This window comes from Dyella silvatica, from assembly GCF_026283955.1.
GTDB classification, from domain to species: Bacteria; Pseudomonadota; Gammaproteobacteria; order Xanthomonadales; family Rhodanobacteraceae; genus Dyella_C; species Dyella_C silvatica.
The window spans coordinates 1-13,627 of the sequence record NZ_JAPDPE010000136.1; the positions used below are offsets into that span (position 1 = coordinate 1).

At 59.3% G+C, this 13,627-nt stretch carries 10 protein-coding genes; 8 read left to right on the forward strand and 2 right to left on the reverse strand.

The features are described 5' to 3' along the window. Positions 1-68 precede the first annotated feature (68 nt). Genes xylB through OUZ52_RS19910 form a run of 4 tightly spaced genes read left to right on the forward strand, consistent with a single transcriptional unit; the run spans position 69 to position 5,374 of the window. Entirely contained in the window at positions 69-1,586 is a 1,518-nt protein-coding gene (xylB, locus tag OUZ52_RS19895) for a xylulokinase (protein WP_266160296.1), read from the forward strand. 10 nt (positions 1,587-1,596) lie between these two features. Next, the gene (gene xylF, locus OUZ52_RS19900; protein ID WP_266160297.1) at positions 1,597-2,613 is read left to right on the forward strand and encodes a D-xylose ABC transporter substrate-binding protein; all 1,017 of its coding nucleotides are present in this window, start codon (positions 1,597-1,599) and stop codon (positions 2,611-2,613) included. A 1-nt stretch (position 2,614) separates the two neighbouring features. Continuing rightward, entirely contained in the window at positions 2,615-4,177 is a 1,563-nt protein-coding gene (xylG, locus tag OUZ52_RS19905) for a D-xylose ABC transporter ATP-binding protein (protein WP_266160298.1), read from the forward strand. 54 nt (positions 4,178-4,231) lie between these two features. Continuing rightward, complete coding sequence (locus tag OUZ52_RS19910) at positions 4,232-5,374, forward strand: sugar ABC transporter permease (protein WP_266160299.1); 1,143 nt, start codon at positions 4,232-4,234, stop codon at positions 5,372-5,374. Positions 5,375-5,474: 100 nt separating this feature from the next. Here the strand turns inward: OUZ52_RS19910 and OUZ52_RS19915 are convergent, their stop codons facing one another. Both OUZ52_RS19915 and OUZ52_RS19920 read right to left on the reverse strand, forming a co-directional pair. After that, the gene (locus OUZ52_RS19915; protein ID WP_266160300.1) at positions 5,475-6,095 is read right to left on the reverse strand and encodes a hypothetical protein; all 621 of its coding nucleotides are present in this window, start codon (positions 6,093-6,095) and stop codon (positions 5,475-5,477) included. Positions 6,096-6,194: 99 nt separating this feature from the next. Next, a complete protein-coding gene (locus OUZ52_RS19920) occupies positions 6,195-8,363 on the reverse strand; it encodes a rhamnosyltransferase WsaF family glycosyltransferase (RefSeq protein WP_266160301.1) in 2,169 nt (722 codons plus the stop codon). A gap of 829 nt (positions 8,364-9,192) precedes the next feature. Between OUZ52_RS19920 and OUZ52_RS19925 the strand changes: the two genes are divergently transcribed. The 4 genes from OUZ52_RS19925 to OUZ52_RS19940 all read left to right on the forward strand — a co-directional run. After that, positions 9,193-9,909: an ABC transporter permease gene (locus tag OUZ52_RS19925; protein ID WP_266160302.1), complete on the forward strand. Its 717-nt coding sequence runs from the start codon at positions 9,193-9,195 to the stop codon at positions 9,907-9,909. A gap of 16 nt (positions 9,910-9,925) precedes the next feature. After that, positions 9,926-10,690, forward strand: a complete 765-nt coding sequence (locus OUZ52_RS19930; protein ID WP_266160303.1) for an ABC transporter ATP-binding protein — start codon at positions 9,926-9,928, stop codon at positions 10,688-10,690. Further along, on the forward strand, positions 10,687-12,102 hold the full coding sequence (locus tag OUZ52_RS19935; protein WP_266160304.1) for a class I SAM-dependent methyltransferase: 1,416 nt from the start codon (positions 10,687-10,689) through the stop codon (positions 12,100-12,102). The genes OUZ52_RS19930 and OUZ52_RS19935 overlap by 4 nt, the downstream gene beginning before the upstream one ends. Before the next feature lie 64 nt (positions 12,103-12,166). Beyond that, positions 12,167-13,627: AMP-binding protein (locus tag OUZ52_RS19940; RefSeq protein WP_266160305.1), on the forward strand; the 1,461-nt coding region annotated here is incomplete at its 3' end.

Sequence of the window (13,627 nt, forward strand, 5' to 3'; positions counted from 1 at the left end):
CATGTCTCGGGCCAGCAGGAATGGCTGGAAAACCTGGTCAACCGCTACATTTACGGTTGAGCTCGGCAATGTTCCTTGGTATTGATCTAGGTACCTCCAGCGTGAAGGCCGTCTTGATGGATGCTGCCGGCACCGTGCAAACCGTGGCTACGCAGGCCTTGTCCATCGCGCATCCGCAGCCGCGTTGGTCCGAACAAGATCCGGCCGATTGGTGGGCCGCGGCGGAGTCGGCGATCGAAGCCTTGCTGAGCAGCGCCGGGCAAGCCGGTATCTCGGCAAGGCGAATCCGCGCTATTGGGCTTAGCGGCCAAATGCACGGCGCTACCCTGCTCGATCGACACGCTGAAGTGCTGCGTCCGGCCATGTTGTGGAACGATGGCCGCAGCGACAGGGAATGCATCGAGCTGGAGCACACCCCGGGCTTTCGACAAATTACCGGCAACCTCGCCATGCCCGGCTTTACTGCGCCGAAGCTGGCCTGGGTTCGGCGACATCAACCGGCCCTGTTCGAACGCATCGACAAGGTCTTGCTGCCCAAGGACTATCTGCGCTTAAAGCTCACCGGCGAATACGCCACCGATGTCTCCGACGCCGCCGGCACGCTTTGGCTGGATGTCGGCAAACGCGCCTGGAGCAGCAGCATGCTCGAGGCCACCGGCCTGCTGCCGACGCAGATGCCAAAGGTCTACGAAGGCAATGCGATCACCGGCTTTCTGTTGCCGGAACTGGCCGCGCGCTGGGGCATGGAGCGCGTACCGGTAGCCGCCGGTGGCGGCGACAATGCAGCCGGGGCGATTGGCGTCGGCATCGTCAAACACGGTCAGGCGATGCTTTCGCTGGGCACATCCGGAGTGTACTTTGCCGTCTCCGATGGCTTTCGCGCATGCCCGGAACAGGCGGTACACAGTTTCTGCCACGCCCTGCCCGCTACCTGGCATGTGATGTCGGTGATGCTTAACGCGGCAAGCTGCCTCGATTTCACCGCCAGGCTTACCGGCCAAGCCGACGTCGCCGCCCTGCTTGCCGATGCCGAACGCAGCGGCATCCAGCCGGATGGGCCGTGCTTTCTTCCTTATTTAAGCGGCGAACGCACCCCTCATAACGATGTTCATGCGCGCGGTGCATTCAGCGGCTTGCGCGCAGATACCACCCGCGCCGAGCTGGCCCATGCCACGCTGGAAGGGGTCGGCCTGGGCTTGCTCGACGGGGTGGATGCGGTAGAGCGCAGCGGCCTGACCGGCGCCGATATCGAAGTGATCGGCGGCGGCTCGCGCAGCGCCTATTGGACCCAGATGCTGGCCGATATGCTTGGCCGCCCCCTGACCCTGCGTGCCGGCGGCGAGGTCGGCCCCGCGCTGGGTGCCGCGCGGCTGGCTCATCTGGCGGTCGAGCCCGGCGCCACGCTGGAGCAAGTCTGTCCGCGCCCGCCGCTGTTGGCCGTACGCGAGCCACGGCCATCACATCACATGTATTACCGTGAAACGCGTCAACCATTGTTCCGACAGCTTTATCGGCAGCTGAAACCCGTATATTCGGCCTCGTCATCGGTAGCCAACGCTGCCCGGCCAATTCCGCGGTTAGATTAGGGAGAGGAAAATGAAACCATACGTCACGCGTTGCTTGCTGCTCGCTGCAGCCATGTTCACCGCCACGGCCATCGCACCGCTGGCGCATGCCAGCAAAGACAAGCCCGTCGTCGGTTTTTCGATCGACGATTTGCGCGTCGAGCGCTGGTCGCGCGACCGCGACTACTTTGTCGCGGCGGCCGAAAAGCTCGGCGCCAAGGTTTATGTGCAATCGGCCGACGCCAGCGAAGAGCGGCAGATCGCGCAGATCGAGAATCTGATTTCACGCGGCGTCGATGTCTTGGTGATTGTCCCCTTCAACTCCAAGGTGATGACCAACATCATTGCCGAGGCGCACCGCAACGGCATCAAGGTGTTGTCGTATGACCGCCTGATCCTGGGCGCCGACGTCGATGCGTATATCTCGTTCGACAATGAAAAGGTCGGCGAGATGCAGGCACAAGGTGTGCTCAATGTCGCGCCCAAGGGCAATTATTTCCTGCTCGGCGGCGCCTCCACCGACAACAACGCCAAGATACTTCGCGAAGGCCAGCTGAAGATCTTGAAACCGGCCATCGACAAAGGCGATGTGAAAATCGTCGGCCAGCAATGGACCCCGGAATGGGACGCCTCCAAAGCCTTGCGCATCGTCGAGGACGCGCTCACCGCCAATAACAACAATATCCAGGGCATCGTCGCCTCCAACGATGGCATTGCCGGTGGTGCCATCCAGGCGCTAGCCGCACAGAAACTGACCGGCAAGGTGCCGGTATCCGGCCAGGACGCCGATCTGGCCGGTGTCAAGCGGGTTATCGCCGGTACCCAGGCGATGACGGTCTACAAGCCCATCAAACTGCTGGCGACCGAGGCTGCGCAACTGTCGATCGACCTGGTCAAGGGTACCCCGCCGAAGTACACCAGCAAATTGAACAACGGCAAGAAAGACGTCGATACGGTACTGCTCACGCCAACCCTGCTGACCAAGCAGAACGTGGATACGGTGATCCAGGACGGTTTCTATACCCACGCTCAGCTCTACGGCAAATAAGATGAGTAACGAGCGGCAAAGCGCGCCATCCATGGGCGCGCCCTTGTTCGAAATGCGCGGCATCGTAAAATCTTTTGGCGGCGTCCGGGCGCTGGACGGCATCGACCTCAGCGTGCGGCCTGGCGAATGCCTCGGCTTGTGCGGCGAGAACGGCGCCGGCAAATCCACCCTGATGAAGGTGCTGTCCGGGGTTTATCCCCACGGCACCTGGCAGGGCGAGATTCTCTGGGAAGGCCAGCCTTTACGTGCGCAATCGGTACGCGACAGCGAAAAGGCCGGCATCGTCATCATTCATCAGGAATTGATGCTGATTCCCAAGCTCTCGGTGGCAGAGAATATTTTTCTCGGCAACGAAATCACCCGCCCCGGCGGACGCATGGATTTCGATGCGATGTACCGCCGCGCCGATGAACTTCTACGCGAACTCAAGCTGACCGATGTCAACGTCGCCATGCCGGTGATGAACTACGGCGGCGGCTATCAGCAACTCTTTGAGATCGCCAAGGCGCTGGCCAAACGCGCGCGCTTGTTGATCCTGGATGAGCCGACGTCATCGCTGACCAGCAACGAAATCGAGGTGCTGCTGGGCATCGTCGAGGAACTCAAGCAACGCGGCGTGGCATGCATCTACATCTCGCACAAGCTTGAAGAAGTCGCCCGCGTCTGCGATACCGTCACGGTGATCCGCGACGGCCGCCACATCGCGACCCAAACGATGTCCACGCTCAATACCAATAGCATCATCGCGCTGATGGTCGGGCGAAAAATCGAAAGCCTGTTTCCGCGCGTGCCGCACGATATCGGCGGGGTGATCTTCGAGGCGCGCCATGTCACCTGCCATGACACCGCCAACCCGGATCGCAAACGCGTCGACAATGTCTCGTTCAAGATCCGCCATGGCGAGATCCTCGGTATTGCCGGCCTGGTCGGTGCCGGGCGTACCGAGCTGGTCTCGGCCATCTTTGGCGCCTATGCCGGCCGACATGCCGGTGAGCTTTACCTCGACGGCAAGCCGCTGAAAATCCGCTCGCCGCAAGACGCGATACGCGCGGGGCTATGCATGGTGCCGGAAGATCGCAAGCGCCACGGCATCGTGCCCCTGCTGGGGGTGGGCGACAACATCACCCTCGCTACGCTTCAGCATTACGCCCACCTGGGCAAGATCGACAAGCATCGCGAAGGCCAGATCATTCAGACGCAGATCGCCCGGCTGCGGGTAAAGACCGCCAGCCCGGCGCTGCCCATCGCCAGCCTCTCCGGCGGTAATCAGCAAAAGGCCGTCTTTACCAAAATGCTGCTGGCACGGCCCAAGGTATTGATCCTGGACGAGCCCACCCGCGGCGTCGACGTCGGGGCCAAGGTGGATATCTACGAACTTATTTTCGAGCTCGCCGCGCAAGGCGTCGCCATCATCATGGTCTCCTCGGATCTCAATGAAGTGCTTGGCGTCAGTGACCGGGTGCTGGTCATCGGCGAAGGCCAGTTACGTGGCGACTTCGTCAATGAAGGGCTTACCCAGGAGCGCGTGCTGGCCGCCGCCATCGACTCCAGCCAGGCCGCCTAGGCGCCGAACGATCAGCCACTCCGCTTGGCTTAGGCGGATTGACCAGGACAACGCATGCAAACCCAGTACATCCAGCAACTCTTCGTCCGCTACAAGATTCTCGCGCTGCTGCTGGCGGTCGCGGTGATCTGGATCTTCTTCAACAAGTTCACCGATGGCTCGTTCTTGACGCCGCGCAACTTGTCCAACCTGCTGCGGCAGATGGCGATCACCGGCATGCTCGCCTGCGGCATGGTGTTTGTGATTATCTCGGGCGAAATCGATTTGTCGGTGGGCTCCCTGCTCGGCCTGCTCGGCGGTGTCGCGGCGGTGCTGACGGTCAACCTGGGCTGGCCAACCTGGCCGGCGATTGCCACCGTGATGGCGCTGGGTGTGGCGATAGGGCTGTTCAACGGACTGCTGGTGACCCGCTTGCGGATACCGTCGTTCATCGTCGGCCTGGGCGGTATGCTGGCCTTCCGCGGCACCCTGCAAGGCATCACCCACAGCAAGACGATCGACTCGGTGCCCGATCAACTGGTCTATCTCGGCCAGGGTTATGTCTCCGCCACCTTATCGACCACGCTGGGCGTGCTTATTGTCATCGCCGTGGCAGTGTTGACGGTGGTGCGGCGGCGGCAGCGCAAGCAACTGGCGATTCAGGTCTTGCCCGCCTGGCTGGACGCCTTGAAGGTGGTAGCGATTGCCGCGGTGATCGCCGGCTTCCTGGTCACGCTAAACCACTACGGCGGCGTGCCGTTGCCGGTCATCCTGCTTATCGGCCTGCTTGCGGTGTTTACCTACATCGGCTCGCAGACGGTGATCGGGCGGCATATTTACGCCGTCGGCGGCAACCTGGAGGCGACCCGGCTCTCTGGCGTCAATGTCACCCGCGTCAAGCTAGTGGTGTTTGGCTTGATGGGCCTGATGTGCGCCTTCGCCGGCTTGATCAATACCGCCCGCCTGGCCGCCGGCTCGCCCTCGGCGGGCACCAACGGCGAGCTGGATGCCATCGCCGCGTGCTTCATCGGCGGCGCCTCGATGCGCGGCGGCTCGGGCACCGTGCATGGCGCGCTGATCGGTGCACTGGTGATGGCCAGCCTGGACAACGGCATGTCGATGATGGACGTCGACAGCTATTGGCAGCTCATCGTCAAGGGCACGATTCTGGTGCTGGCTGTATGGGTGGACGTGCTCTCTGGCACGCAACGCGACTGATGTCGCCACCGGCATCACGGCAGCTGACATCGCCGTGATGCCGGGCTAAGGCGTTGGCGATGACGCCATCACGCGCCATCACGCTCACGCCATCGCCGACTCAGCCTGCCGAATCAGCCGTGATTCTCAAGGTCGAATAGACCTTGCAGGCGCTGATCGACTCGGTGGTGCCGTAAACCAGCCACAGACGATAGTCGCCGGGCACCACGCCTAGCAGCTTGGTTTTAAGCACGTAGCCCGAGGTGGCCAGCCCATCGCTGCCGAGCACCTTGGCCACATCCGGCCGTGCACCGCCGCCGGCCACCTTGACCGCATAGTTCGCTGTCGGCCCCTGCAGCACGAATAACGCGTTCGCCGGCACCTGCCCGTCGGCGTCGCCCATCCAGCCGTTGAAGACCGCGTCACTGCCGCTTTGCGCCACCGCTCCGGTGGGCATCAAGCCGGCGCGCGCCGCCGGCAGTGGCGCCGTGGGCGCGACACCGTTAATCCCCTCCAAGGAGCACTTGCCCGCCAGTGGGATCGTGCCGGGGTCGCCGTTAAAGGCGGTGACCGTCGAGCTATCCCAGGGCAACATCAGGGGAGCCGGCACGCTTGCCGCGGCCACGCCTGGGCTCTTGGCATCCGCCGTGTGAATGGAGTCAGCCGCATCGTCGTGATTGCAGCCTGCGACCAATATGGATATAGCCATCAAGCCGCAAATCTTGGAGGTGTGCAGACCCATGGTTTTGCTCCCGTCGAGGATAGAGTTATTGGACATGCACGTTCGCGGCGCAAGCTGGTGATACGCGTAAAAAACTAACTCAAGCGGGCATTGACCTGTTCAGGCGTGAAGCTCTTTGACGGTAGCGCTTACCGCTTGATCAACCGCAGCCTGATCAACCGCCCCGCCATAGAGGTGTCCAAACATGTCATCGATAAAATCGTCGTCGAATACCTGCTGCCACGATGCCGGCGACTTGATGGTGTGTGCCGGATTGGTTCTCAAATCAAGGTCGCCCATCTTGCTGACCGCAAGCTGCAGCCCTGCCACGATGTCCTCGATGCTTAGATCCACCGGAACCAGCCGCGGCGACCAGCTCTGGATATCCCGCTTATCGCGGTTGGAGAAGGTATTGGTCACCACGATGGCGCCGGCATTGGCCAGCTCGTAGGGAATCAGGCTGGGATGCGGCGCATACATCAGGCTCAAGCCGATATCCGCCTCCTGCAAGAACTCGATATAGGCGCCTGGGTCGACCTTGGTGCATATTTTCAGCGTATGCCCCCAGCCAAGGTCGATATGATGTGGCCCGGATAGTGCGCCAATGCCGATGAACTCGAAGTTTTGCCCAAAGATGTTCTTGGCGACCGCGGCGCGCAGTGCGATCAGGCAGATCTCGGTCAGGTTGCGCTGCGCATGCGTCTCGGGCCTGGCATAAACCACCAGCCGTCGGGTCTTGCGCTTCTGCAATTGTGCCTGCGACGGCGGCGATACCTTGGTCAGTACGTGTTCGAACGTGATGAAGTTCGTCGCTCGCTTGTCATGCTCGAATACGCCGATTCTCTGCTGTCTGAAGAATTTTTCCAGGCAGGCCGAATTGAACAAGGCGACATGCGGCTTCTTGTAGGCCATGGCGACCAGGAAGTGCGCGCTGTCGTGGCCGTGGAATACGGCTTCGTGCTCCTGTACTAGAAAGACGAATTTCTTACTGCGCAAACTCTCCGCGTAAACCCCCGCGACCAGCGCCTGCCAGGCCGAGTACGCGATCAATACATCGTCTGGACCCAGCAGGAACGGGGCCTCGCTGAACGCAGAAAAAAGCGCGATCTCCTTGCGACGCCTGGCCAGTTCTGAATGCGGGCTTCGATAGCAAAAGAAGTTGAACGACTCGACGATGTCCTCGAAAAAGAAAAAGCCGATAGGCATGCCGCGAGCCAGGAACGCCTCCGCCAAATGCACCAGGGTCGAGTAACCGCCAAAGAAAAGATCGGGGTTCAGCCGCGGCACCAGGAACCACACCCTGCGCGGCTGCCCTTCCACCAGTCGATGACGATGCGGCCTTAAGCGGCGTTCCAGGTCGAGGAAATGGGTGAGCGCCACCGGCTGGGTCAACCCAGGCAATACCTGTTCCAGACAGCGGGTCAGGTCGAAGGTGGGGAGACGCCCCTCCTTGCGCCCGGCCAATACAAAGTGCTCAAAGCCCGACGATAGCTTTCCACACGCCACGGCACGCCCGATATCCGTATAAAAGGTTCGATAAAACATTTCGTCGAACGCTGGATTCGGTGAATTTCCCGCCTTCCTGCCGATGTGCAGGTAGTGGGCATGCGGCGACATATCGCCCAGCTCTTGCCGATAACTCCGCTGATAAAAGTCGGCGTCAAACTCCGCGAATATAAGCTCTTGATTGGCGCCATGAAGCCACAAAGGCTTATCTGCCGCAGCCAGCGTGCCCGACTCGACCCGTTCGGGCGGGTGCGGCACGTGCCCCATGCGTCGGCCATACAGGTTGAAGAACTCCCTGGGAGTAAGCATGGGCATCGACTTCACGAACTGACGGGCGATTTCGTAATGAAGCAGATAGAAATCCTGGTCGAACTGAGCGGGATTGCCGATCGCCTCCGCCACGACTTGGCCGACCATTTGCTGACTGAAAGCCAGATTGGGGCAACGCCCCTCGCGAATACCGCAATGGACAAAATGATCGAATCCCGAGAGAAAATCGCCAGCGTCGACCGCAGCCGCGACATCGGGATGATTAGATCGGTAGAAATCCTCGTCAAACCAGGGGTTCGGACTCAACCTGCGCGAGGCGGCGTTATATCTGTATAGAGCGACAAGGTCGTTGGCGCTGGAATCCAGCCCGGCTGAAGCAAGCTGAAGTCGAAAGTATTCGATGTCGATACTGGCAGCGAGCACGTCGACGGGCACATGATTCTGATGCTTAACATGCCTGCCAGAGAACACATTCGAAGCAAGACGGGTAATTCTGTGAAGCAGACTGTCCATGCCCCATCCCCCATTTATCGTTCAATGTCCCACTGCACGATTGGATTTTTCGTGAAGCTCCTTGGGTTGGCTCTTGTGGCGTAGCCCACCAGCCGGTCTCGCTCGTTCCCTTAAGCCGCCTTGCCACGACTAAATAGTTACCGATGTATTTATCGACGAGTCCCTGGCGACGTCCCTGGCAACGCAGGTATCGATGCATGGCTCACTCAATGGCAATACGATTCAATAGCGTTTATCAATAATCGTGCCAACCATGAATGACTGCACTTATACGACTTATCGAAACTATTGATCAAATGATTGTTTTGCTTTTATCACTAACTACGCGCGAATCGAGCATACGTTAGTGCAAGCCTATGTGAAATGGTTATCAAAATAGATCGATCTAAGCGAAACATCTAAGCTAAACGCAATAACCCACATAACTTATCGCAATAACCTTCACAAAACATTCTCGCAGCACTTCAGCGCAGCCTCATCGATCATTTAATGCTAAATCGTCAAATGAGTTTGCTCTATTCCGCTTCCTGCATCGCCCGAGCTATTGTAAGGTGCAGCTATAAGGCATCAATACGATTCGAGTCTGAAAATTTACCGCCGCCGTCGTTAAACGTCGATCAGACCAACACAGCATTTCCACGCTTTATTGACGTGATGCCCGGTAGCAATAGGATTGCATCAAGTACGCCAAATAAAAGAATGACCTCAGAAAAATTTCTAACGGGGACTCATTTCCATGGCTCATCGCCTGACTTCCAGGAGTTGGCAGTCCGCTAAGAAGGATCTAATACAGGGGGTAGCTGCTTGGCATATCTGGCTGCCATTCGGCATGAAGGACATCCGCCAGCGCTACCGCCGGTCCCGTTTGGGGCAGTTCTGGATATCCATCAGTACCGGCGTTTTCATTGCCGGGATCGGCGTCCTCTACGCCGTGCTGTTCAAGATTCCACCGCAAAAATATCTCCCCTACCTGGCGGTGAACTACATCGTCTGGCTGCTGATGGCGGGCATGGCCAATGACAGCACCGCGGTATTTGTCGAGGCCAGCGCTTATCTACGCCAGGATGCGCTGCCCAAAACCATCTACATCATGCGGGTGCTGGTGCGTAACCTGACCATCTTCGCGCATAACGCGGTGGTCATACCCCTGGTGTTCCTGATCTTCGGCTTCAAGGCCAGCCCGGCCATGCTGCTGGTCATTCCAGGCCTTGCTCTGTTGCTGATCGCGGGCTTTTTGATTGTCTTGATCTGTAGCCTGCTGAGTACGCGCTTTCGCGATTTTCCGCAGATCGTTCAATCGGCCTTGCAGGTGTTCTTTTTTGCCACGCCGGTGATGTGGGCGCCCCAACAAATGGGGCCTGTCGCCTGGTACTTCGTCCATTTGAACCCCTTTGCGATCTTCCTGCAGCTGATTGCCGAACCCATCCGCGGCAATGCGCCTGACCTGGGTACATATGTAGCAGCGGGAATCATCATCGGTGTCTTGCTCATGGTCTCCCTGCCTTTCTTTGTACGGTATCGCGGGCGCGTTGTTTACTGGCTTTAACCGGGGAACGTCGTTTATGCCTTCTATCCAGCTTCGCAGCGCGACGGTCGATTTTCCTATCTACAACGCACGCACGCGCTCGCTTCGCCATGATCTGCTACGTCGAGTCGGCGGGCGTATTCAACCCAAAGGAGATCTGGTCACCGTCAACGCCTTGCGCAATGTCACGCTATCGTTGTTCGCCGGGGACCGGCTGGCGATTCTTGGCGGCAACGGCGCGGGCAAATCGACCCTGCTACGCGTCTTTGCCGGCTCTTACGAGCCATCCGACGGCACCGCCGATATCAGCGGCAGTGTGTCATCGCTGCTGGACATCACGCTCGGCATGGACTTCGAGCTGACCGGCGAGGAAAACATTTTCTTGCGCGGCGCGTTCGCCGGCATGTCGCCGGCGGAGATCAAACAACGTATTCCGGAGATCGCCGAGTTCTCGGAGCTCGGCGACTACCTGCACTTACCGGTGCGGACCTATTCGAGCGGCATGATGTTGCGCCTGGCTTTTGCCATATCCACGGCTCGTGCTCCGGACATTCTGCTACTCGATGAAATGATTGGCGTAGGCGACCGAGCGTTTAGCGCCAAGACCAGCAAGCGGCTGGAAAACCTGATGGATACCGCGAGCATTCTCGCGCTTGCATCGCACGACCCCACTACCTTGAGCAAGTACTGCAATCGCGCGGTGCTATTGCGAGGTGGGGAAATCGTCATGGAAGGCACATTGACCACGGTACTCAAGGCTTACGAGGCCGCGCCCCCTTCACACCACGCCGAGCCAGCATGATGGAAGCCAAGAAACTGCCCAAGGTGGATCGCGAATTCATCGGCCGAGTCGATTCGTACGATAACGACAACGTCGCGGGATGGGTTATCGATCCGTCCGACCCGGAGCACGTGTTCGACGTGGAGCTGTACGTCAATGATGTATGGCATGGTTGTGTACGAGCGGGATTTCCACGTACCGACCTGCTCGAACATGGCATCGGCTCGGGCCACAATGCTTTTTATTTCAGCTTGCCGCCGGCCGCGTCCGACGAGAGCGTGAAGATAGAAGTAAGAGAGTCGCTATCGCAGCAGCCCCTGGATGCCTCGATGGTGCTGGCGCGAACCGCATCGCCGCGGTTCGCCGGACTATCGCGCACCGACGCGGCCGCCATGCTTTACAAGCCATTGCTCGGGCTTGGCGCGGATGCCTTTTCATTTCGCGACAACTATCTCACCCTCAAGGGCATGTACCTGCCCCCTGACGGCAACCCGTTTGCCTATGAGGTAAGCGGCGACGATGGCGTGGCGTTTGAACTGCATCGGCCGATACAGGATGCCGAGCCATCCGATTACTTCTGGTTCTGGCCCAATACCACATGGAGCATGTGGCGAATCGATATCGATCTTGCGCAGACCAGCCACGAAGGCTCGGCGTATCGCTTTGTCTTCAAGCCTACGGACGACACCCGCAAAGATCGCACGGAAGTACTTTACGTGCCCAAGGATCTACGACTGTGGCAGCGCCTGCCCGGTCACGCGCGGCGCAGCCGGGTGCAGCTCGGCGACTTTCCTGAGGCCAGCCCGATAAGGGCATTGACCCATTACAAGGCGATCTCGGAGATTGCGCGGCGGCACCTCAGATCGCTGGATGGTCTGCGCGTGCTGGACTGGGGCTGCGGTTGGGGCCGGCTGGCGCGGGTTTTTCTGCAACAGGAGAAATTCACCGAGCTATGGGGTGCCGATATCGATGAGGACAACCTCGCCTGGGCGCGCGAAAATATTGCCGCCAACAGCTTTGTCCAGGTCCCGTTGTATCCACCGACCACGCTGCCATCGAATCACTTCGACCTGATCTACGCGCTGTCGGTCATGACCCACCTGACCCACGATGCCCAGGAGCAGTGGCTAAGCGAGATCCGTCGCGTGCTGCGTCCCGGCGGCTGCGCCATCCTGACCTTTCACGGCCGCACCGCACTAGGGTTTTCAACCCGCTATCTGACCTCCGATACCGTGAAGAATTTTACAACCCAGGGATTTGACGATGCATTGGCCTGCGCCGATCTCGATACGGTGATTGGCGCGGGTTACTACAAGAACACCTTTCAGTCCCACGACGACGTGCGCAAGCGGTGGGGTACCCAGCTACGTGTCGCGGAAATCACCGAGGCAGCGATCGGTATTCAAGATGTCGCCGTGCTGTTCAAAGACTGACTGCCGGACATTCGCAATGTAAACGCTGGAAGCGCGATTCAGACCCCTGACTAATGGAAGGCTCATGTTCCTGCTCGATACGTTGAAAAAACATAAGAGTGCACATCGGTTCAAGCCATTCCTGGTTTCGTATGAGAACGGCCTCGCCAGGCAGTTTTCCTATGGCGACGCCTTCGACGAGACTTTGCGCTGGGCAGCCTTGTTACGCCGTCACTCGGTGCGCAAGGGCGATATCGTCTTTGTCGCGCTCAAGCATCGCCATGAAATCTATTTTTGTTTCATGGGCGCGATGTGGCTGGGCGCGATTCCATCCATCATCCCCTTCCCTACGCCCAAGCAAGACCTGGATATCTATTGGCACGAGTACCGAACCATGTTCGCCCAGGTCGAGCCGCGGCTGTTGTTGACCTATGGCGACAATGTTCCAGCAGTGCGCGACGCGCTAGGAAACCAGTCTTGCGTCGTGCTCGACCTGGATGATCCAGCGATTGGCCTGGACCATGCCGTGCCCCAGCTCGACCCGGTCGACGGCAATCCGCACGATACCGCCCTGCTGCAATTCAGTTCAGGCACCACCGGCATGCGCAAAGGCGTCATGCTCACGCACGGGCAGCTCGCCCAGCACATGACGACGTACTCACGAACCATCGATTTTCGCGCCGAGGACATTGTTGCCTCCTGGCTTCCGCTGTATCACGACATGGGCCTGATCGCCTGCTTCCTGCTGCCGCTGCATGCCGGCGCCACGATCATCTCGCTCGATGCATTCGACTGGGTAGCGCAACCGTCGAAACTGCTGCAGACCCTGGAAACCTATCGCGCGACGTTTGCGTGGATGCCGAATTTTGCCTTGCAGCATGTCGTCCGCACGCTGCCCGAGGAGCAAAACTTCGATCTTCGGCATGTCCGCGCAATCATCAATTGCTCCGAAGTGTGCCGGCCGCAAACCATGCAGAGCTTTCTCAGCGCCATGCTCGATCACGGGTTACGGCCTGAACAACTGCAAACCTGCTATGGCATGGCGGAGGCTGTTTTCGCTGTTTCGCAATCCACGCTTGACGCGGTGCCACGGACGGTCACCGTGGATAGATACCTGCTTGAACGCTACTCGCGCGTGCGAATGGTGGAGCCGATATATCGCAATGGGCAAACGTTCGTGTCATGCGGGCCGATCCTCGATGGTCTTGAAGTCAAGGTCGTTCCGCTGGCGACGGCGAGCAATGATTCACCTGACAAGCCACCGCCGGCCACCGGCGATATCGAGGTCGGCGAACTGCATATTCGCGGCAATTACCTGTTCAGCGGCTACTTCCGCAATGAAGAGGCCACGGCGGCAGCCATGCTTGACGGCTGGTACAACAGCGGCGACATCGGTTTCATCGACGCCGGCGAGCTATTCGTTTGCGGCCGCCTGAAGGAAATGCTGATCGTGCATGGCCGCAACTACTACGCCAACGACATCGAAGGCATTGTCAGTCACATCAACGGCATCAAGCCCGGTCGCGCTGTCGCATTCAGCATCGAA

Bases quoted from the DNA above. Each gene is read 5' to 3' on its own strand.
- xylB (WP_266160296.1), top strand. From the start codon at position 69: ATGTTCCTTGGTATTGATCTAGGTACCTCCAGCGTGAAGGCCGTCTTG.
- OUZ52_RS19915 (WP_266160300.1), bottom strand. From the start codon at position 6,095: ATGGGTCTGCACACCTCCAAGATTTGCGGCTTGATGGCTATATCCATA.
- OUZ52_RS19920 (WP_266160301.1), bottom strand. From the start codon at position 8,363: ATGGACAGTCTGCTTCACAGAATTACCCGTCTTGCTTCGAATGTGTTC.
- OUZ52_RS19930 (WP_266160303.1), top strand. From the start codon at position 9,926: ATGCCTTCTATCCAGCTTCGCAGCGCGACGGTCGATTTTCCTATCTAC.
- xylF (WP_266160297.1), top strand. From the start codon at position 1,597: ATGAAACCATACGTCACGCGTTGCTTGCTGCTCGCTGCAGCCATGTTC.
- xylG (WP_266160298.1), top strand. From the start codon at position 2,615: ATGAGTAACGAGCGGCAAAGCGCGCCATCCATGGGCGCGCCCTTGTTC.
- OUZ52_RS19910 (WP_266160299.1), top strand. From the start codon at position 4,232: ATGCAAACCCAGTACATCCAGCAACTCTTCGTCCGCTACAAGATTCTC.
- OUZ52_RS19935 (WP_266160304.1), top strand. From the start codon at position 10,687: ATGATGGAAGCCAAGAAACTGCCCAAGGTGGATCGCGAATTCATCGGC.
- OUZ52_RS19925 (WP_266160302.1), top strand. From the start codon at position 9,193: ATGAAGGACATCCGCCAGCGCTACCGCCGGTCCCGTTTGGGGCAGTTC.